Source organism: Okeania sp. SIO2F4 (assembly GCF_010672385.1).
Classification (GTDB): Bacteria; Cyanobacteriota; Cyanobacteriia; order Cyanobacteriales; family Microcoleaceae; genus Trichodesmium.
The window spans coordinates 1-19,417 of the sequence record NZ_JAAHGT010000065.1 but is presented as its reverse complement, the minus strand read 5'-3'; the positions used below and the strand labels follow the sequence as shown (position 1 = coordinate 19,417).

Below are 19,417 nucleotides of genomic sequence, written 5' to 3'. Positions count from 1 at the left end.
ATAAAGGATTCCGTACAGGCAATACTTTTATCCATGTACTGCGAAGAGAAATTGACTATAACCGAGACCACGGCACTTCTCTTCCAGCCATTTCTGTCAAACAAGGAGACAGAAACGATCGCTGCCATGAAGTAGAAATTCTAGGAAATTGCAAAATCGTCTATCGCCCTCATAAACCTAACAGAAGTCAAGCAGGTGGCGCTCGTCTGTGGATTGAGACAGAGCCTGATGTTGAAATTATTCGTAAATTTTTCCGAGATACGGAACTAGACGAAAATCAACCCCAAGGCTCTAGTTAAGTTAGAGTCTAATTTTTAAATTCAACTAATGTTTATCTAAAATATATTAAATAGTGGTGTTGGCTTGTTTAACCTTGAGGCTGGCATTGTAGATTATTATGCAAATAATTATGATATTTGTGGCAATATAGCAATCCTAATTATTTATTTGCCAAAAACTCAAGTTTTGATTTTTCCCTGCTACTACTACAGCAGCTATATAATTAGGTTCAGGAATAAACTGATGTAAATACCAATGAGAAGCTTCTTTAATATCTTGATTGATACTAAAAAACTCTACTGGTTTTTTCGGGTTTAAACTAATTTCTACTTTTTCTAAACCACCTGCTAATCCATCTCCAGTTGCTTTTAAATAAGCTTCTTTACAAGTCCATAGTTTGAAGAATGTTTCTTGCTGTTTTTGAGGAGGAAGTTGACTGATGAGGTTGTATTCTTGGTGAGAAAAAAAACGTTTGGCTAAATTTTCAGCATCATTCATTGGCCGAATATATTCTAAGTCAATGCCAATTGAATTAACTTGGGTAATGGCATATAAGGCTAAATCTTGAGAGTGGGATAAGTTAAATAATATTGATGTATCTTTTAAGTAGGGTTTGCCACGATCGCTATAGGTGAATTGTAATTTTTCTGGTTCAATGTTTAGGTAACGGCTGAGAATTTTTCTGAGTTTTCCTCTGGCAATGATAAAGCGATTTTTGTCTCTTTCAAAATAAAATTTGTTGGCTCTTTCTATTTCGTCTGAGGATAATATTGTTGATAATTCTTCTATTTGAGAAGGGAGTAATTTTAGGTTTGTACTCCAGATATGAACGTTATTTGGTGACACTTTTAATTCTTTTTGCGGCGGATAAACAAACATTTATTAGTTATTTTTGCTGATTTGTTTGGTATTAGGTAGAGCATTGACGCTAAAGGGAATTTTTTTCTTTTTTTCCCTATCCAAGGGGATTATTTAAACCCAAATTATTTAATTATTAATTATTCGGTAAAATTTTGAAAATTAACTCACATTATCTAGACATTTATGATACTATAGTGCAGCAATTATTGAATTGATTAAGTATAGCAATTCCCAAAAAGATTGAGGTAAAAAATTCCTTTGGTTTAAAGAGTAGGGAGTAGTAATTCGCGAAACAGGGAATAGAAAACCAGAAAAATAACTGTAGCTCATTAATTTGAGAAAAGCTATATCTAGTAAACATCTCCAACAAGAAAAAATTAAATCAATTATCGTACAGAAATAATCAATTTTTTTTCCCTATTCCTTATTCCCTATTCTCTCTTTTGCAGAGAGGTATAGTGGTTAATTCAGTAATAAATTTCAGTAGCTTGAGAATTATCTATGGAGTTAGATATATGAAACAGGAAGAATTTGATACATTAGTTAAAAATTTAGAGGAATATGCTCAAAGGTCTCCTAGAAATTATAAACTACAGGTAGTGCTACTTGCAACTCTTGGTTATGCTTATATATTTATTATTTTGACAGGAGCTTTGATACTGTTTGCCTTAATGATATTGACTGTTATTCATACAGGCCGTATAAATAGCTCCATGATTAAATTTTTAATTTTATTACTTGCCCTAATTTCTGTTATTTTAAGTTCACTTTGGGTTCATATTCCACCTCCTCAAGGTTTGGTTCTCGATCGCCAAAAAGTACCGCAATTATTTAAGATGCGAGATAAGTTAACTAAAGCTTTAAAAGCACCTAGATTTAATCACATTATATTAATAGGGGAGTTCAATGCAAGTGTTATTCAAATTCCACGTCTGGGTTTATTGGGATGGTATCAAAATTATTTAATTATTGGATTATCCCTAATGCAAGGTCTTTTTCCAGAACAATTTGAAGCTGTATTAGCTCATGAATTTGGTCATTTATCTGGCAAGCATAGTTTGTTTTATGGTTGGATTTATAGGCAGAGAAAAACTTGGATTCAGCTCTTAGAAAGATTAAGAGAAAGTCACAATCAGGGAGCCGATATTTTGTTTAAAAAATTCCTCAATTGGTATGCAACTTTTTTAAATGTTTATTCGTTTGTTTTAGCTCGTGCTGATGAATATGAGGCTGATAGTAATTCTGCTAATTTAGTAGGTTTTCAAGCTATGGCAGAAGCTTTGATTTCTGTATCAGTTAAAAGTCAATTATTAGAATCTGTTTGGTCGGAAATCTATCAGCAAGCAAATAAAAAACCAGAGCCACTATCAAGTCCGTATCAAAAAGTAGCTACGGCACTTTCTACAGATATAGAAACAGAAAAAGCAGAGAAACTTTTAGGATAGCATTAACAACTTCTACAAATAATACAGATACTCATACCTGTATGAAGGAACGTTTAAAAGCTATAGGATATACTTCTTATGAAAATCCTACTTTACCGAATTATTAATTATTAATTATTAATAATTAAATAATTTTGGTTTAAAGCCTCCCCTTGGATAGGGGAAAAAAGCGGTAGAGGGATGGCGAAGTCTCCGTTCCCTCCGGGACGCTACGCGAACTTCGAAGCTTTGCGAAGCGCAAACGCTTGCCTCCAATCTACCAAGAGAAGAAATAATATTTCCTGATCTTCAATTGGTGTAACGGTTTTAACCTTCTTGTAATTATCAAGTTCGCCATTATCAATTATCAATTAATGAACATCATCATTAAGAGAAACTGCGGCTGAAAAATTTTTTGGTTCATCTTTATCAAGACTAACTAATAAACTGAATAAAGAATGGGAAACATCAGTTCATTATCAATGGCGAGAATGTTATAGTTATTTCCAAAATTTTCGTTATTCTTTGCAAAAATTTTCTGAAAAAGCATCAAAATCTACTTTGACCGTGGAAGAATATTGGCAGCCAGCTAAGTTGACTGCTGAAGTTGAATGGAATGAAGCAGCAATTCCTTTGTTAAAAGCTTTATTAAAGTTGGAAGAATATCATGTATCAGCTAATGCTTTACTTGGCAAAATTTTAATTAATAATTATCAAGAATAAGGGATTGAATATTTGGAAAAAGTAATGGCTCTATCTCCAGAGCATTTTATATCAGCATTTCAGTTAATTTACAACTTTTTGAAGTCTGAAGGAAGAGATAAAGAAGCTGATAATTATAGTCAGCGAGCTGAACATCATTATAAGTTATTAGCATTAGCAGAAAAAGAACGTTCGTCAATTACTAAAAATGACAAACTTACAGAGCATGATTTATCTCTTGAATTTATAGAAAGTTTGCAAATGCAACTCGCTAATCAGGAATAAATTAGAAAGGCTTATTTTGTTAAAAAGGTAGTACAGTAGTTTCCAGAAATGCCAGCTTATATTTTGGCAGTGAGTCCTTACTACTATTTTTTGGAGTTCTCTCCAGACGGTAAAGATGCAAAAATCCCTACTTATTTGAAAAAAGAAATAAAATTTTCCGTGGAATTTTATGTAGAGGTATTTGATAATGGCAGTTTGGTTAAACTTTTTGGTTCTTTTAATCCAATTTATAGTAGAAAATAGTACGATTCAAAAGTCAAAAGTTAAATTTCACTACGGACTAAATTTGAGAGGTGTGAGAATTTCCTAACTTTCCTAGCAGTTGCTATCCTTTTTAGGATCTCATTTAGTTTTTTTATGTTGAATAAAAAGTCATATGCATAGCCGAGTAACACCGATAACATTTTTAACTTACCACAGGTGATTCCTAGAATGCAACCCTATTTCTTTCTCGGCGCAACTTATTTTCGAGAGTGCTTTGTAGGATGTTAAAGATTTGACTTTTGGAATAGCTGAAACAACAAAATATCAATAGTTAAGTTTCTGTAGTTAGCCAACCGTCTACCTTCCTGGTTATTGCTTATTTTCCTTCCTTCATTTAAAAATCAACTCCACGTTTTAATTCCACTCCATGATTAGCATAATGCTTATGGCAGAAAACCTCTGAATGAACAGCAGCCAAATCAAAATAGTCAGGTGGATTAAGACAGCGACCAGTAATAATCACCTCTGTATCTTTTGGCTTACGTAATAAAGCTTCAACTATTGGCTCAACTGGCAATAACTCCAAATCCACAGTAGGATTAAGCTCATCTAAAATAATAGTCTTATATAAACCAGAAGCTATAGCCGCTCTAGCTATTTCCCAACCTCTTTCTGCCTCAACAAAATCTATTTCTTTTTGTTGCCCACGCCAAACAATAGCATCCCCTCCACAACGTTGATGGTCTACTAAATTAGGATAACTTTGGCGCAAAGCAGCGATCGCTGCATCTTCTGTATAACCAATACCTCCTTTGAGCCATTGTATAATTAGAACTCGATGAGACTGGTCTTGACTAATACCCCTACCTATTGCCTGTAATGCTTTACCTAAAGCACTGGTAGATTTGCCTTTGCCAGCACCAGTATAAATTTCAATCCCCGTTATACCAGCAGCTTCAGCCGTGGGATGTTGATGAGGTTTCATTTCTGAATGTAAGTCAGCGATGTCCAATAAAGCTTGGGGAGCAGCACGACCTGTAGCGATAATTTCTAATTGTTCTGGTTTATTCTTGATAGTGTGAATTACTTCATCCAGTGGTAATAAACCTAGGTCCAATACTGGGTTTAGTTCGTCCAGTACAACTACTGAGTATAGGTCAGAGGCGATCGCTCCTTTGGCCACATCCCAACCACGTTGTGCTTCTTGATGGTCAAATTTAATAATTTTATCCGGGCCAAAATACTCGGAGCGACCTGTGCGTACTTGGTCTATGAGATGAGGAAAGCCTTTTTGTAGTGCTTCTATAGCAGCATCTTCATCATAAGAGCGGTCAGGACCTTTAAGAAATCTCAGTAGTAATACTCTAGTAGGAGAGTCAGAATGTATGCCAAGGCCAATGGAACGTAAAACTACTCCCAAGGCTGCTTGGGATTTACCTTTACTTGCTCCATCGTAAACATGAATTTGCCCCACAATTCTTTCTGACATTAGTTGTGCGGTGCGTATACCAATACCGTTTCTTCTCATAAGTAGTTTTTTCGAGTGTGTGATTTTTTTCTTGGCTATCTACATAATAAGGTTTTAGGTCGTAGCTGGTAGGTTGTAGGTTATGAGTAATTGGACAAAAATATTTAGAGATGAGTATCTAAACTGGATAGGGGTTTCAGGTTTAATGAGTGTGTAATTAATTTTGTCTTGGTACTTGGGTTGTAGGTTGTGGGAGGCAGGTGGCAGGTTGTCAATGAGAAAAGTTTACCTAAAACCTAAAATCTAACACCAATTTAATAAAATGTTGCTACATTCAGTTTTTTATTAGGTGATAGGTGGTAGGTATTAGGTGTTAGATCAAGTGTAATTAATTAGCCATAATAAAAATATTCTTCTCTTGAGAGAGAATATTTTTCAAACTTCTCCGTGTTCCTTAATTCCCTATTTTTTTTATTGTTGGGTATTCAAAGAGAGATGATATTAGGTGTTAGGAGGAGCAGAAATATCTTAATAGTTTTGCAGAGGATTTTACTGTAACTATTTTGTGGAATTTGGTATAACAGCTAATACCTAGACAATTAGCCTTTCCTTCAAGCTAATATTTTTTCATAGATTCATCAGAATTTATATTCAGCCACTTATGTGGATATCAAAAGTTAGATAAACTGAAGCAAATTTTAGTTCCTTTGTCTGGGAAAATTAATTATGAATTTAACTATTTTGCCTTTAAGGGCAATTGTCTCTGAATCTTTAATATTATTGATGGTAATTGCCATCGAATCATGTTTTTTTCAGCTCCGACTTAACTTTATACCAAAAGTTAGTGTTGAATATGCAACTGTAATGAATTTAATTTCTACTTGTGTAGGATGGGTTTTCTTTTTCTATGCCGTAAGTCTACTGCCAAATATTTTGGACAAACAAATGGTGGCTTATATTTTATTTGGTAAGATTGACACAATTTATCCTCTGTTTATACTTTTTATATTTGTGAGTTTTTTGATTTCTCTAATTGTTAAGTTAGTGGGTTTTAATTTGTGTGAGTCTTTATGGAATGAAAAGTCTACAAATAATGGTGTTGGTATTAATCTATCTCAAGCTTTGGCAGAACTAAGGACACCAAAGTTTATGGTAATTACACTGGCTCATACTTGTAGCCATTTAGCGATAGGGTTTATTTTATTTTTGCAGAGGTCTGAACTAATATGAAAGAAATTTGGAAAAGTATGACTGATTTGTTCGGGGGTATTATTGGTTTTCTGAAGGATACGCTCGATTTTATTTTGCCTCCTAAGTTTTGGCATTGGCAGACATTTTTATTATTGACGATTGTTTTATGGTTACTGTCAATGATTATTAATGAAGTTGATAGTAATAAGGAGGAGGCAATTAATTTTATTTCTAGTTTGAGTTGGCTATCTTTAACAATTGCTGTAGGATGGCGCACTAATCAAAAACCTTTTGTTTTTGGTGAAGTAAGTTTGTGTCCTTGGATTACAGGGGGATTAATTTGCTTTCTTTTATATGAAAATTTGGCAAGTAATATTCAGTATGGGGCTGTTGTTAGTTGGCCGATAATTTCTGTCTGTATAGCAGCGATAATTTTAGTATTAAATTATCCAGATTCAGCAACAGAAGCAAAGGTCGATCGATTATCAAAGCCAAGTTTTATAATTTTAATTTTGGTGAATTTTTTGGTTAGTTGTTGGTTTGGATTGTATTTTATGATTCAGGGTATGGTGCAACAATATCCAACAATGGGAGAAGATAATTTAAGTCAAAGTACCTTTGTTTATAGGTTAATAACGCCTTCAATAAATGATTATCGAGGCGCAAAAATTCTGAACTTAATGCAGGAAAGGTTAAACAATGATTTGGGCAGTCAAAATTTGGGGTTGTCAGTACCTAAGATGAAGTTGAGATTGGAAAATATTAAAGATGAAGTGACTAAGGAAATATCTGTAGTTAAAGAAGATGATTTATGGAAGTTACAAACACCCATGGTTGCTAACAGGTCTGGATATCAGTTGGAGTTACAATTATTTTGGGAAGGACCTACCGCAAAAAATGAAAGTTATTATCTGAGTAAAAGTTGTAAAATAGAGGAAAAAGTTAGGCAAAGAAGTTCTGGTTCTACTCGACAAAATGAAATGGTGCCAATTATAGTTGGTAATGTTGAATGTGGTGCTGTAGAAAAGAAAGCTATTAAACCAGAAAGCCAACAAGAAAATAAGGAAAAGATTTAAAATTTGAAATAGAGAAAATTGAGATGGGGGAGTTATTTCAGTTATCAGTTACCAGTTATCAGTTAGCCTCCTATGGTCGGAACTGTGCAATTCAGTACCTCTGGCTGTTTGCGCAGCATTCCGTAGGAAAGCATCCGGATTGAAATACTGAAGTTTATTCTTTTCATCCCCTAAAAGGGGGAGGCTTGAAACCTTATTTTTTGGTCATAAAATATTTTATGAATATAGGAAGAGTTATTAAAATTGCTAAGAATGTATTTTGGGAAGCAATTCGCGATCGTATTCTTTATCTGATCGGTTTCTTTGCTTTTTTAATGGTAGTTGCTGTGAGGTTAATTCCAGAATTATCTGTAGGTACAGAGGATAAAATAATTTTAGATTTGGGGTTGGCAGCTATTAGTATTTTAGGTTTAATTGTGACGGTTTTTATTGGCACTGGTTTGGTGAATAAAGAAATTGAAAAACGCACTGTTTATATTTTGGTTGCTAAACCTTTGAGTCGTTCAGAATTAATTGTTGGTAAGCATATTGGTTTATCGGCAGTTTTGGGTGTTTTATTGGCAGCGATGACTGTAATATATGGATTGATTCTTAGTTTAAGTGAAATTTATTATCCTATAGGTAGCATTTTAGTAACTGTAATATTTATATTTATTCAGTTGTCGTTACTCACTGCAGTAGCAATTCTATTTGGTGTATTTACTAGTTCCTTATTAGCGACATTATTTACATTTGGCATCTATTTAATGGGAAATTTAAGTAGAGATTTGGTTAAGTTGGGCGATTTAAGTGATAACCCTGGAATTAAAAAGTTAATGATGGGATTATATGTTGTATTGCCAGATTTAAGCAGATTAGATTTGAAAAATGATGCAGTTTATGGTCTACTGCCAAGTATGGCTATTTTAGTTACTAATTTTGGTTATGCTTTGCTCTATATAATGTTGGTTTTATCCATTACTATCGCTATCTTTGCTAGGAGAGAATTTTGAGATATTTTAGGGACTTCCAAATAAAAAATTATCCCATTAGCTATGAAAATAAGGGAGTAGGGAGTAGGGATTCATTAATGGATAATGATAATGGATAATGGATAATTACCTCTCCCTAAAACGGATTGGATTGACACGGAGCGTGAAAATTTTTTCTTCTCGCATTGGTGATTGGATATGCCTAGGTTTCCTCACCATCCCATCCTAAGGTCATGCTCCGCTTTCCGACCGCTTGTTTCTCCTAATTAGGAGAGGCTTTTTATCTTAATTATTCGGTAACCAGTCAGGATATAGTACAAAAATAGAGTACAAAAATTGGGATAATTTATTTTCTGCTATTCCCTTAGAAGGAAAAAGGAAGAAGATTAGTTAGTGGTATTCCTTGAGGGTACTTTAAAATTTTTTAGACTGAAAATGGCTTTAAACCCTATATTAGAAAGAGAGATAAGCACCATGACAAAATTATTGTTTACCTACCCTAATTTGATGTGAGTGAGAAACTATAAGGGATTCAGTCTGACAAAATGTGTAATTAATTTTGTGTACCTACTTACCTTAAATTACTCAAAATAGCTTACACCTAGATATATCAAAAAAATGGTTAATTTAAGGTGAAAATATTTCCGATTCATTTCATACAAAGGTCTCTATCATTTTCCCGTTTTTTTTTAATATTTACTCCTTCTTCCTTCTTTACTCGTAAACATTTAGCCGTCAGGTATTAGCTATCAGCTATGAGTTATTAATTGATTATCACACACTCAGGAGGAATTAGTCTTCAAGGAAAATTAAAACTTATGAATAAATTCGTCACATGACCACTAACCGAAGTCAAGTTATGACATTTAAAAGCTGTTTGCGCAGCATTCCGGAGGAAAAGCTGAAAGCTGAATGCTAATAGCTGAATGCTTACCTTTCCTCTTCCTTACTTCTGGCAGAATAGCTAAAATATTAGTAAATAAAGAGAAAAAATTATGTTGACAAAAAAACTAGAAGAACTGAAAAATATATTTACTGAAATGGAGAAAGCTTTAATTGCTTACTCTGGTGGAATAGATAGCACTTTAGTGGCAAAAGTTGCTTATGATGTTTTGGGCGATCGAGCTTTAGCTATAACTGCTGTTTCTCCTTCTTTATTACCTGAAGATTTGGAAGATGCTCGAATTCAAGCGGCAGTTATTGGTATTTCCCATGAACAGGTAAAAACTAATGAAATGGAGAATAAGAATTATACTTCTAATCCAATAAACCGGTGCTATTTTTGCAAAAGTGAATTGCATGATACTCTCAAACCTTTGGCTTTAAAAAGAGGTTATTCTTATGTAGTAGATGGAGTTAATGCTGACGATTTAAGAGACTATCGTCCTGGTATTCAAGCAGCAAAAGAAAGAGGTGCAAGGTCGCCTTTAGCAGAAATAGGAATTAGTAAGTTTGAAGTTAGACAACTTGCGAAAGATTTAGATTTGCCTTGGTGGGATAAACCTGCTCAACCTTGTTTAAGTTCCCGGTTTCCTTATGGGGAAGAAATTACTTTAGAAAAGTTACAAAGGGTCGGACGTGGGGAAAGATATTTGCGAGATTTGGGGTTAAAAAATTTACGGGTACGTTCGGAAAAAGATACTGCTCGAATTGAAATTTTGCCAGAAAAAATTAAGGAGTTTGTCTTGACAATAGATTTGCCTAAGTTGGTGGAAAAGTTTAAAGAGTTTGGCTTTATTTATGTGACTTTAGATTTAGAAGGATATCGGAGTGGGAAGTTAAATCAGGTTTTGTCGCCAGAGGTATTGGGTGGGAAAGTTTAGAAGATGGAGAGTGGGGGACGTGGGTTCTTTAGGACACGGAGAGGGGGAGACGTGGAGACCCGAAGATAGGGTGTCTCCGTTTCCTCTTGGAGTTGGGCAGTAGGGAAGATGGGGAGCAAAATTACGGAAAAGCCTCTAATTAAATAAATTTACTCTTCCGAAATATTGATTCAATGGCAATTACATAACTTAAGAATCAACTATAGCAATCCTATTTGATTTGTAATATTTTTCTGGTAGTTAGTAGTGAGTAGTCAGTAGTCATAATTTTCAAGGTTTTCAGCTCCAATTAACTATTATAAAAATTATCATAACCAATTTAGAACTGCTATATTCTCAAATCCTAGATGTTATTTATCTTTTTAATTTTTATTTCTAAAAAATAGCGATCGCTCTTATCCAACTATGACAATTAAACTAGAAAAAGTAGTTCCTTGGGGTAGAAATCTTAATGAATATATTTCTATGTTTGACCTCACTTCCGCAGAGAAAAACTTAACTATTCTTGACGGTCCTGCTGCACAGTCAAGTTTTAATTATGAAATGACTTTGCAAGGATATCATGTGATTTCTTGCGACCCGATCTATCAGTTTACTGCTGATGAAATTTATCAACGTATTCAGGCAGTTTATCAAAGTATTATTGAGCAAGCAAAAGTAAATTACGATCGTTTTCTATGGCACAATTTTCAGTCACCGGCAAATTTGGGAGAAGTAAGAATGGCAGCTATGGAAAAATTTTTACAAGACTTTCCTAATGGAGTTGAGCAAAAACGTTATTTAACTGCTGAGTTGCCGAACTTACCTTTTGAAAATAGAAAATTTGATTGAGCTTTATGCAGTCATTTCCTATTTTTATATTCTGACTATTTGTCAGAAGAATTTCATCTAGAATCAATTTTGGATTTGTAAATTTTATTGTTTCAGTTAAATTGTTTTCATCTTTCCCTTATAGAATTGCTTTTTGAGAAAACTTTATAACATCGCACTTAAGCTATAACCTTTGGTGTTAGTTTTCGTAATCTGAAAAAAAATGCTTCACAACTTTTCCATTTTATGAATAATCTCGTGAAGTCTATAATCAATGATAAGCTCTAATTAAGAAGCAAAAATTATTCAATTAAGTTATGTTTTCTTTTATTCGTTCAGACCTTAATAGTCTTAAAGCTTATACTCCTCATCCTGGTGGTAGTTCAGAAATTCCTTTGGATAGATTAGATACTAATGAATGTCCTTATGATTTGCCTGATAATTTAAAACAAAAGTTGGCTGAGAATTATCAAGAGTTAATTGAAACAAACCGTTATCCTGATGGGAGTCATTTTCAACTTAAGGAAGCAATAGCTCAATATGTAAATGAAGCTACTCCCTCAGCTAATATTTCTGCTATTAATATTTCTGTTGGTAATGGTTCTGATGAATTAATTCGCTCTCTATTAATTGCTAGTTGTGTAGGGGGTGGGGGTTCTATTTTGACGGCAACTCCTACTTTTTCTATGTATTCTATTCTGGCTCAAACTCTAGGAGTTTCTGTAATGGATGTGGGGAGAAAGGAATCGGATTTTGAAATAGATATTGCTGCGGCTCAGGATTTTATTAATCAAACAAAAAATCCTGCTGTTAGAGTAGTATTTGTGGTTCATCCAAATTCTCCAACTGCTAATGCTTTAACTTCTCAAGAATTATCATGGTTACAGAGTCTGCCAGATGATATTTTAGTGGTAATTGATGAGGCTTATTTTGAGTTTAGTAAAATTTCTGTGGTTGAGGAATTAGATCGACATCCAAATTGGGTAATTTTAAGAACTTTTTCTAAAGCTTTTAGGTTGGCTTCCCTGCGAGTAGGATATGCCATAGCTCACCCAGAAGTTATTATTAATTTGGAAAAAGTTCGCCTTCCCTACAACTTACCGAGTTTTTCTCAAGCTGCTGCTCGGTTAGTGCTTACTCATAGCCAAGATGTACTATCTTTTATCCCGGAAATTTTGAGAGAAAGAGGTAAATTATTTACTGCTTTTGCAGAAATTCCTGCTTTAAAGGTTTGGGAAAGTGCTGCTAATTTTTTCTATGTCAGACTGACAGATGAAGGATTAAAGTTAATGGGTAACAGTTCCCAAGATGAAGGTTTAAATAGTTTAATGCAGCAACTTAAAAATCAGGGAACTTTGATTCGTCATACTGGTGGAGGGTTAAGAATTACGGTAGGAACTCCTGAAGAAAATCAGCGTACAGTTGAGAGAATTAAGGGTATTTTTCAATAGGGAAAAAGTAGATATTGAAGAATAGTAGTCTGTAGGGGTTTGGCTTCCAAATCCTTACAGATAGGAGAGTATTTATACCGTTTCACGGAAGTTAAAAGCCAGTAGGGGTGATTCGTGAATCACCCCTACAAAAGTCAATCACCCCTACAAAAGTCATGCATTAATATTTTAGAGACTCAAAACTTTGACGTTACAGTAATTTCAGGAAATAATTGCACATCTAAAATTTCAAATTATTTGTGACATCTTTAATGGGTAATATTTAAAGATTGATTATAAATACAATGGCAGTTGATCGATAAAATAAATTTAACAAAATTTATTAATGTACGATACGCTGAAATATTATTATAGATTGATGTTAAAAATTTATTTATTAGAGATAATCAATGATTGAAGTTAAAAAAATTCCTAACAAAGGCCGAGGAATTATTGCAACTCAGCATATTCCTGAATGAACATTACTAGAAGTTGCTCCTGTAGAGATTTTTCCATTTCAACCAGAACAAACTACAGATGAAACAGGAATCTTTAAGTATTACTTTGTCTCTCCATTAGAATATAATAAAAGTAAAAATGTGAACAGATATCTTGTGTTTGGTTTAGCTTCTTTTTGTAATCATGCAGAAAAACCTAATGCTCGTGTGGAGTGGGTAGAAAATGAAGTAGGTTTATGGTCACATTTGATTGCTCAGAAAGATATTAATAGAGGTGAGGAAGTTACGTTATTCTATACCAATATTGATAAATATCAGGAGGCAAGCAAGTTTGTTTAATAGTTTAATTATTGGTTTATACGGTGCTTGCGATAAAATTACTTTTTTCTAATAAGTTTAGCTAGATTTAAATGGATAGATTGAATGTAAAAATACTGCACAATAGTCTGAAAATAATACAGTAGGGTAGACAAGTTTGCCTACACCGCTAATTCTAAATTTAGTATATTTTTTGATTAGGTTTATATATGATAAAGACCTTCCATAAAATATCTCTAAAAAGTTTTGGTTGTGAGGTAAGGTCATATATCTGAAAAGCTCTGTAATTGTTAATATTTTTTCAATTCCATGAATGCCAGATCTGCCATCTCTCCATTAGGCATCCGCCATGATTTATTCTTGATTTCTGTAACTACAAAACCCAGATTTTTAACCATATTAATTGAGCTTTTATTTGATAATAGAATTGTTGCTCCAATTGTTTTAATGCCTAATTCATCAAAAGCATAAATAATTACTCGTTTTAGTGCTAGTTTTCCATATCCTTTATTTCTATATTTTTTATCGAGAATTGCTACAGCAGTTTCAGCAGTGAACAAATCCATATTAAAGCCTTTTAATAGTACATATCCAATGGGTAAACTTTCTGGAGCTAAGTAAATCCCAAATACTAGAGGCTGACTTTTTCGAGAATAAGGGAGAGTGCAATCTGAAATTGCCTCTATGAATTGTTCCGTATCATCAGGTTTAAAGAATGTGTTCCAACCCAGTAAATCTATTAAACTTTGGTCTTGAGCAAGCTTAATTAAGTGCTTAATATGACTATCTTCCATAGAAGTCAAGAAAACTTTGAATCTTGTAGCTTTATGTTCTTGCTCTAAGAATATTTTTTTATCCATATCCATAATGCTATTTATACCTTTGATTGAACCATGAAATAAATTTAACAAAATCTCCAGATGTATGATACCCTAAAATGTTATAGATTGATGTGAAAAATTTATTTATTAGAAATAATCAATGATTGAAGTTAAAAAAATTCCTAACAAAGGCCGAGGAATTATTGCAACTCAGCATGTTCCTCAAGGAAGATTACTAGAAGTTGCTCCTGTAGAGATTTTTCCATTTCAACCAGAACAAACTATGGATGAAACAAGAATTTTTAAGTATTACTTTGTATCCCCATTAGAATATGGCAAAAGTAAGAATGTGAACAGATATCTTGTGTTTGGTTTAGCTTCTTTTTGTAATCATGCAGAAAAACCTAATGCTCGTGTGGAGTGGGTAGAAAATGAAGTAGGTTTATGGTCACATTTGATTGCTCAGAAAGATATTAATAGAGGTGAGGAAGTCACGTTATTCTATACCAATATCGATCAGTATTCTGATGCACAAAAATTTGTTTGATTGTTGGGTTTTACTATATAATTAAAGCTCGATATCAGAACATTTTTAACTAACTCAGAAATTGTTTTTGTCATGGGAATTTTGATCGAACCTCCCAAAACATTTCTCATGAAAAGGTGGGGTTTTATATCAAATTCCCAAAAGGCAGTTACATCTTAAGCATCTGATTTATTCCTACAATAAAAAATTATAAATTGCATCAATATCTAAAAATTAAACCTTTTTAGATCTTTTTTATTATGTTTTTCTTTTCCTGTTCCCTGTGTCGTGACTGTAGCAATATTTTATGAAATTGGTATTATACTCAATACTGTTTGATCAAGTTTTTTGCTTATTGCCCGTTATATCATGTCTGGATAAGAGCGCGAACAAAAAAGTTTTTGTTTGTAGTATTGCTCTAGCCCCATCTATATAGTGTTTTCAAATGAGATGTAAATCTAGATTCAGTTTTTTTATAATAAAAAAATGTTGTATTTACTACCCACTCTTTTGTGTTTTTCACCATTTAATAGTGTTTTTCATCCTCGATAATTCCAAGAGTTCCTTCATACCTCCATAGCTTTTTAAGAGGACTTGGTTTCCACATCTCAAATAAAAATGCTATATTTAGGGCTAGAGCAATACTACGAAGCTCTAATTATAACTATTCAACCGGACATGATATTATAAGAGTCTTCCAGTTGATAAAGTACAAAGTTTTATAACTATAGGAAATAAGAAAAAGAATTAATAAACTGTACCTCATTATCAAGACAAAGTGCTGTAATATCAATTTTACTAATAGACATAGGCGTGATAATCAAAAATAAAATCAATTATCTCTCATAAATCATCAATTATTTCCCCCTACTCCCTACTCCCTCTTTTCCGGAGATATCTAATGAATATTGCCTATCGTCACATCAATAATAAAATCCATCAATAAGCTATTAAACTTCTCCGGTGTTTCCCAATGTGGAGCGTGTCCCGCATTAGTAATAAATTTAATTTCTCCATTCCAAAGACTAGGCATTTTCAATTTTGCTATATAATCAGCATTTACTAACTGCTCTTGTTCCCCATGAATAATCATTAGGGGAATCTTCATATTACTCACAATTTCAATCTCGTTTTGATAACCACCAGGGGTAATACTTGCACCTAAATTAGCACGCGCTCTGCCATCAGTTAAGGCAATATCTTCTAAAAAAAGCTCAGGAATTTCTTTCATATCCGGTCTGAAGAAAGTCGTCAAATACGCCAACATATCCTCTTGACTTAGTTCCGCAGTTAAGCCTAAGCTCAAAGATGGATGTGGCAAAAAAGCATTTTCTAGATCGGGAGGGTTATCAGCGATGGGTGGCGTACCAAAAATCGCGATACCTCTTGCATCAGTAAGTTTGTCAGCAGCTTCTAAAAGAATGTGTCCCCCTAGACTCCAACCTAAAAAAATTCCATCAGAAGCATCTAAAGCTTTAGCTACCTCAACAACAGCATCAGCATAACCAGGGAGATTATAAGTTACTTCTGGGTTAGCAGCTACATCAGAGAGTCCATGACCAGGTAAGTCCATCGCGATTAAACGATATGTCTCACCTAGCTCACCCTGTAATTGATGTAAGTAACAGCGTCCTGATGAAGAATTACCATGAAGGAGGAAAATAGTTTGCTCCTTACCTGAGCTTTCATAATAAGAGATATTTTGGGTGCTAATTTCGACTTTTTCTGGTTTAAGTTCCATTTGATATCAAAAAATTATAGTACAAATGAATCTTAACATTTTGCCAGAGTTGGTACCAGTCGCGAGCAATAGAATTTATCAGAGCGCAAAAGTAGAAAGTTTCGTTTAAGAGTGAGGCGATCGCTATTAATAATATCAAACATCTCAAACTATCCTAACATCATACAAATTCAAGGAACTGATAATTAGGAAAATCTAGAAAAGAGATTGGTTCTAATAATTGGAAAAAGGCACATTGATAATTAATAATTAACAATTAATAATTAATAATTATCAGAATTTAATTTAACTATAGTAATATGATTTAAGTGGTGAGATATTGAATACTTTTAGGGAACAGGGAACGCTTAACTGGGAACAGGGAAGAAGAGAAAAATTAATATATATGAATATGATAACTGCTATATTCTATAGCTTTTAAGGAACACCTCAATTCTCACATCTGATTCCTGATTGCTATACATCAACGTCTAATAATTAGTGAATAATTAGCTTCCTTCTTTCATTATTAATTATTCATTATTAATTATTCATTGAATACATATATAAAACTGCTCATAAGTTAGTTAAAGAGTATGACTTAATTGCTGTTGTAGACGCGGAGCGGCGCGCCGAAGGCAGACCTTAATATTAAAGGTTTAGCTAGAAATACTAAACTATCAAAATCAATCTATGATGTAGCCTGGAGGGCTTTTATTCAAAAGTTGAATGCAGTAGCGGTTAAACGCGGTGTTCATGTAGTTAAAGTTAATCCTCACAATACATCACAAAATTGTTCAAATTGTGGTCATAAAGTACCTAAAACTTTGTCGGTTAGAACCCATTCTTGTCCTAAGTGTGGAACAGTTTTAGATAGGGATGAGAATGCTGCACGAAACATATTAAATAAAGCATTATACGAGGTGGGTATCATCTTGCCTGCTTGTGGAGGCTTCCAGACTTTAGTCAGCCGATGAGACAAGAAACTTCTGAGACTTGGATTCAACTTTCTTTGTTTTAGAAGCTCACCTTATAATCTCTGATTTAAGGTTGAGAGAACTTCACCAATACCATATCTGCTAAATCTCCATTAGGCATCGGCCATGATTTATACATAATTTCTGTAACTACAAATCCGAGATTTTTAAACAGATTAATTGATCTTTTGTTTGACAATAAAATTGCCGCTCCAATTGTTTGAATATTTAATTCCTGAAAGGCATAAATAATTAGTCGTTTTAATGCTAGGGTTCCGTATCCTTTATTTCTATATTTTTTATCCAGAATTGCTATACCAATTTCAGCAGTCAACAAATCCATGTTTAAGCCTTTTAATACTACATATCCAATCGGAAAATCTTCTGGGTCTAGGTAAATTCCAAATGGTAGAGGCTGACTTTTTCGAGAATAGGGGAAAGCGTAACTTGAAATTGCCTCTATAAATTCTTCCGTCTCATCAGGATTAAAGAATGTATTCCAACCAAGTAAATCTATTAAACTTTCGTCTTGAGCAAGCTTGATTAAGTGCTTAATATCACTATTTGTCATAGAAGCTAAAAAAAACTTTGCTCCTGCTGCTGTATGTTCTTGCTCTAATAATATTCTTTCATCCATAATACTATCTATATTATTGCTTTAATTGAACCATGAAATGACATCAACCAAATCTCTTGATGAAAGTAATAAACAGAGTTGCTAATCAGAGATTTTATACCAATTACTAAAAGTAATCCTATGCTTGAGCTATACTTCAAAAGTTAAATACTTACTAAGATTTCCCATCTATTTTTGACAATTATTAGTCAGTTAGTATATATTCTTTCTACTTTTACCTCTCCCCACACATCCCATACTCCCCACCCAATTAAATATAGCATTCTTTTTGATAAATGGTATAAGAGTTATACCATTTCTGGATTAGATAGCAATTTTTCTAATGTTTCCTTTAATTATTGCAAAATTAATTCAAAGCTAATAGGTTTGACAACAGGAATTTTGGTAGTCATTAATCTAAACAATGAAATCATCCCGCAAGTATGAAGCGAGCTTTTTCCATATCTTCCCGACGACCCAAAGTGCTTAGACGTAAAAAACCTTCTCCACTCGAACCAAACAATGAACCAGGTACACCAACAATTCCTGCTTTAAATAATAGTTGGTTAAAAACATCCCAAGAACTCATTCCCTCTGCTCCTTTGACCCATATATAGGGATTATTAGTGCCACCAAAACAGGTCAGTCCAAAAGCTTCTAAACCTTCCTTGAGAATTCTAGCATTTTCTAGGTAATACTTAACAATTTCTTGGCATTCTTGTTGGCACTGTTCGGACAAAACAGCAATTCCGTTCTACTAAACTTACCCAAACTTACCCAGACATGGTTGCATGAGCTTTGGAGCTAGCTTCCTGCTTCACTGAAGACCACTGACTATCGTCTGTAACTTATCTTCTCCACAGGCTTAAATTCGCTTGGAACTCAAGCTACTGATACACATAGTTTTTCAAGTTGATAGCAGCATTAAAATCTCTATCAGCTTCAAAACCGCATTCACTACATTCATAAGTTCTCAAGTGCAACGGCATTTTCTGTTGATGCCCACAGTTTGAACATATTTGAGAACTTGGATAAAATCTAGGAGCTATGACTAATTCACTGCCGTACCATTCGCATTTGTATGTAAGCTGACGTTTAAATTCATAAAAACCACAATCTGCTATGGCACTTGCTAGTTTATGGTTTTTGAGCATTCCACTTACATTCAAGTCCTCAATTACTATGGTGCTGTGATTTTTAGCTAACCATGTTGTGAGTTTATGTAGTGCATCTACTCTGATGTCAGCTACTTTTTTGTGTGATGAAGCTAGTTTTTTTACTGCTTTGCGTCTGTTTTTGGAGCCAATAACTTTTTTACTGACTGCACGTTGATGACGAACTAATTGTTTTTTTGCTTGTCTGTAGGCTTTAACATTAGCAAATTTACTGCCATCAGAACAGGTTGCTAATGTATTTATGCCTATGTCTACACCTATAGCTTCTCCTACCTTTTCTGT

The 19,417-nt window shown here is 33.7% G+C and carries 20 protein-coding genes and 1 pseudogene; 14 read left to right on the top strand and 7 right to left on the bottom strand.

Annotation, left to right across the window (positions count from 1 at the left end):
* A pseudogene (locus F6K22_RS06775) lies at positions 1-299 on the top strand (hypothetical protein); the annotation flags it as partial.
* Between the two features lie 136 nt (positions 300-435).
* Here the strand turns inward: F6K22_RS06775 and F6K22_RS06770 are convergent.
* Complete coding sequence (locus F6K22_RS06770; RefSeq protein ID WP_293094946.1) at positions 436-1,158, bottom strand: 4'-phosphopantetheinyl transferase family protein; 723 nt, start codon at positions 1,156-1,158, stop codon at positions 436-438.
* Positions 1,159-1,655: 497 nt separating this feature from the next.
* Here F6K22_RS06770 and F6K22_RS06765 point away from each other — a divergent pair, with 497 nt between their 5' ends.
* The 4 genes from F6K22_RS06765 to F6K22_RS06750 all read left to right on the top strand — a co-directional run bounded on the left by F6K22_RS06765 (position 1,656) and on the right by F6K22_RS06750 (position 3,794).
* The gene (locus F6K22_RS06765) at positions 1,656-2,585 is read left to right on the top strand and encodes a M48 family metallopeptidase (protein WP_293094944.1); all 930 of its coding nucleotides are present in this window, start codon (positions 1,656-1,658) and stop codon (positions 2,583-2,585) included.
* A 504-nt stretch (positions 2,586-3,089) separates the two neighbouring features.
* On the top strand, positions 3,090-3,287 hold the full coding sequence (locus tag F6K22_RS06760) for a hypothetical protein (RefSeq protein WP_293094943.1): 198 nt from the start codon (positions 3,090-3,092) through the stop codon (positions 3,285-3,287).
* A gap of 24 nt (positions 3,288-3,311) precedes the next feature.
* Positions 3,312-3,551, top strand: a complete 240-nt coding sequence (locus tag F6K22_RS06755) for a hypothetical protein (RefSeq protein ID WP_293094942.1) — start codon at positions 3,312-3,314, stop codon at positions 3,549-3,551.
* Between the two features lie 48 nt (positions 3,552-3,599).
* Positions 3,600-3,794, top strand: a complete 195-nt coding sequence (locus F6K22_RS06750) for a hypothetical protein (RefSeq protein WP_293094941.1) — start codon at positions 3,600-3,602, stop codon at positions 3,792-3,794.
* A 355-nt stretch (positions 3,795-4,149) separates the two neighbouring features.
* On the opposite strand, the gene F6K22_RS06745 is transcribed toward F6K22_RS06750, so the two are convergent.
* On the bottom strand, positions 4,150-5,283 hold the full coding sequence (locus F6K22_RS06745) for a cob(I)yrinic acid a,c-diamide adenosyltransferase (RefSeq protein ID WP_293094940.1): 1,134 nt from the start codon (positions 5,281-5,283) through the stop codon (positions 4,150-4,152).
* Positions 5,284-5,949: 666 nt separating this feature from the next.
* Between F6K22_RS06745 and fraC the strand changes: the two genes are divergently transcribed.
* The 7 genes from fraC to F6K22_RS06710 all read left to right on the top strand — a co-directional run bounded on the left by fraC (position 5,950) and on the right by F6K22_RS06710 (position 13,321).
* Positions 5,950-6,453 carry a filament integrity protein FraC gene (fraC, locus tag F6K22_RS06740; RefSeq protein WP_293094938.1) on the top strand — a complete coding sequence of 168 codons (504 nt, stop codon included), beginning with the start codon at positions 5,950-5,952 and terminating at the stop codon, positions 6,451-6,453.
* Positions 6,450-7,490 carry a DUF5357 family protein gene (locus tag F6K22_RS06735; RefSeq protein ID WP_293094937.1) on the top strand — a complete coding sequence of 347 codons (1,041 nt, stop codon included), beginning with the start codon at positions 6,450-6,452 and terminating at the stop codon, positions 7,488-7,490. The genes fraC and F6K22_RS06735 overlap by 4 nt, the downstream gene beginning before the upstream one ends.
* Before the next feature lie 218 nt (positions 7,491-7,708).
* Positions 7,709-8,482, top strand: coding sequence for an ABC transporter permease (locus F6K22_RS06730; RefSeq protein WP_293094935.1), 774 nt, complete (start codon positions 7,709-7,711; stop codon positions 8,480-8,482).
* 974 nt (positions 8,483-9,456) lie between these two features.
* Positions 9,457-10,284 carry an ATP-dependent sacrificial sulfur transferase LarE gene (larE, locus tag F6K22_RS06725; protein ID WP_293094934.1) on the top strand — a complete coding sequence of 276 codons (828 nt, stop codon included), beginning with the start codon at positions 9,457-9,459 and terminating at the stop codon, positions 10,282-10,284.
* A gap of 405 nt (positions 10,285-10,689) precedes the next feature.
* Positions 10,690-11,115: a hypothetical protein gene (locus F6K22_RS06720; RefSeq protein WP_293094932.1), complete on the top strand. Its 426-nt coding sequence runs from the start codon at positions 10,690-10,692 to the stop codon at positions 11,113-11,115.
* Between the two features lie 296 nt (positions 11,116-11,411).
* Positions 11,412-12,545: a histidinol-phosphate transaminase gene (locus F6K22_RS06715; protein WP_293094930.1), complete on the top strand. Its 1,134-nt coding sequence runs from the start codon at positions 11,412-11,414 to the stop codon at positions 12,543-12,545.
* Positions 12,546-13,123: 578 nt separating this feature from the next.
* Positions 13,124-13,321 carry an SET domain-containing protein gene (locus F6K22_RS06710; RefSeq protein ID WP_293094928.1) on the top strand — a complete coding sequence of 66 codons (198 nt, stop codon included), beginning with the start codon at positions 13,124-13,126 and terminating at the stop codon, positions 13,319-13,321.
* 269 nt (positions 13,322-13,590) lie between these two features.
* On the opposite strand, the gene F6K22_RS06705 is transcribed toward F6K22_RS06710, so the two are convergent.
* The gene (locus F6K22_RS06705; RefSeq protein ID WP_293094926.1) at positions 13,591-14,211 is read right to left on the bottom strand and encodes a GNAT family N-acetyltransferase; all 621 of its coding nucleotides are present in this window, start codon (positions 14,209-14,211) and stop codon (positions 13,591-13,593) included.
* 70 nt (positions 14,212-14,281) lie between these two features.
* Here F6K22_RS06705 and F6K22_RS06700 point away from each other — a divergent pair, with 70 nt between their 5' ends.
* Complete coding sequence (locus F6K22_RS06700) at positions 14,282-14,668, top strand: SET domain-containing protein-lysine N-methyltransferase (protein WP_293094924.1); 387 nt, start codon at positions 14,282-14,284, stop codon at positions 14,666-14,668.
* 877 nt (positions 14,669-15,545) lie between these two features.
* On the opposite strand, the gene F6K22_RS06695 is transcribed toward F6K22_RS06700, so the two are convergent.
* On the bottom strand, positions 15,546-16,388 hold the full coding sequence (locus tag F6K22_RS06695; RefSeq protein ID WP_293094922.1) for an alpha/beta fold hydrolase: 843 nt from the start codon (positions 16,386-16,388) through the stop codon (positions 15,546-15,548).
* A 629-nt stretch (positions 16,389-17,017) separates the two neighbouring features.
* On the opposite strand from F6K22_RS06695, the gene F6K22_RS06690 reads away from it, so the two are divergent.
* On the top strand, positions 17,018-17,344 hold the full coding sequence (locus F6K22_RS06690; RefSeq protein WP_363272991.1) for an RNA-guided endonuclease InsQ/TnpB family protein: 327 nt from the start codon (positions 17,018-17,020) through the stop codon (positions 17,342-17,344).
* A gap of 67 nt (positions 17,345-17,411) precedes the next feature.
* Here the strand turns inward: F6K22_RS06690 and F6K22_RS06685 are convergent, their stop codons facing one another.
* From F6K22_RS06685 to F6K22_RS06675, 3 genes are all read right to left on the bottom strand, one after another.
* Positions 17,412-17,981, bottom strand: coding sequence for a GNAT family N-acetyltransferase (locus F6K22_RS06685; protein ID WP_293094920.1), 570 nt, complete (start codon positions 17,979-17,981; stop codon positions 17,412-17,414).
* 409 nt (positions 17,982-18,390) lie between these two features.
* Positions 18,391-18,699, bottom strand: a complete 309-nt coding sequence (locus tag F6K22_RS06680; RefSeq protein WP_293094918.1) for an aminotransferase class I/II-fold pyridoxal phosphate-dependent enzyme — start codon at positions 18,697-18,699, stop codon at positions 18,391-18,393.
* Positions 18,700-18,847: 148 nt separating this feature from the next.
* Positions 18,848-19,417, bottom strand: a 570-nt coding sequence (locus F6K22_RS06675) for an RNA-guided endonuclease InsQ/TnpB family protein (protein ID WP_293094916.1), incomplete at its 5' end; no start/stop codon positions are given.

What these genes read in the sequence shown, in the direction of transcription:
- F6K22_RS06770 (WP_293094946.1), bottom strand. Translation starts at nt 1,158, where the DNA reads ATGTTTGTTTATCCGCCGCAAAAAGAATTAAAAGTGTCACCAAATAAC.
- F6K22_RS06765 (WP_293094944.1), top strand. Translation starts at nt 1,656, where the DNA reads ATGAAACAGGAAGAATTTGATACATTAGTTAAAAATTTAGAGGAATAT.
- F6K22_RS06755 (WP_293094942.1), top strand. Translation starts at nt 3,312, where the DNA reads ATGGCTCTATCTCCAGAGCATTTTATATCAGCATTTCAGTTAATTTAC.
- F6K22_RS06750 (WP_293094941.1), top strand. Translation starts at nt 3,600, where the DNA reads ATGCCAGCTTATATTTTGGCAGTGAGTCCTTACTACTATTTTTTGGAG.
- F6K22_RS06745 (WP_293094940.1), bottom strand. Translation starts at nt 5,283, where the DNA reads ATGAGAAGAAACGGTATTGGTATACGCACCGCACAACTAATGTCAGAA.
- fraC (WP_293094938.1), top strand. Translation starts at nt 5,950, where the DNA reads ATGAATTTAACTATTTTGCCTTTAAGGGCAATTGTCTCTGAATCTTTA.
- F6K22_RS06735 (WP_293094937.1), top strand. Translation starts at nt 6,450, where the DNA reads ATGAAAGAAATTTGGAAAAGTATGACTGATTTGTTCGGGGGTATTATT.
- F6K22_RS06730 (WP_293094935.1), top strand. Translation starts at nt 7,709, where the DNA reads ATGAATATAGGAAGAGTTATTAAAATTGCTAAGAATGTATTTTGGGAA.
- larE (WP_293094934.1), top strand. Translation starts at nt 9,457, where the DNA reads ATGTTGACAAAAAAACTAGAAGAACTGAAAAATATATTTACTGAAATG.
- F6K22_RS06720 (WP_293094932.1), top strand. Translation starts at nt 10,690, where the DNA reads ATGACAATTAAACTAGAAAAAGTAGTTCCTTGGGGTAGAAATCTTAAT.
- F6K22_RS06715 (WP_293094930.1), top strand. Translation starts at nt 11,412, where the DNA reads ATGTTTTCTTTTATTCGTTCAGACCTTAATAGTCTTAAAGCTTATACT.
- F6K22_RS06700 (WP_293094924.1), top strand. Translation starts at nt 14,282, where the DNA reads ATGATTGAAGTTAAAAAAATTCCTAACAAAGGCCGAGGAATTATTGCA.
- F6K22_RS06695 (WP_293094922.1), bottom strand. Translation starts at nt 16,388, where the DNA reads ATGGAACTTAAACCAGAAAAAGTCGAAATTAGCACCCAAAATATCTCT.
- F6K22_RS06685 (WP_293094920.1), bottom strand. Translation starts at nt 17,981, where the DNA reads ATGGATGAAAGAATATTATTAGAGCAAGAACATACAGCAGCAGGAGCA.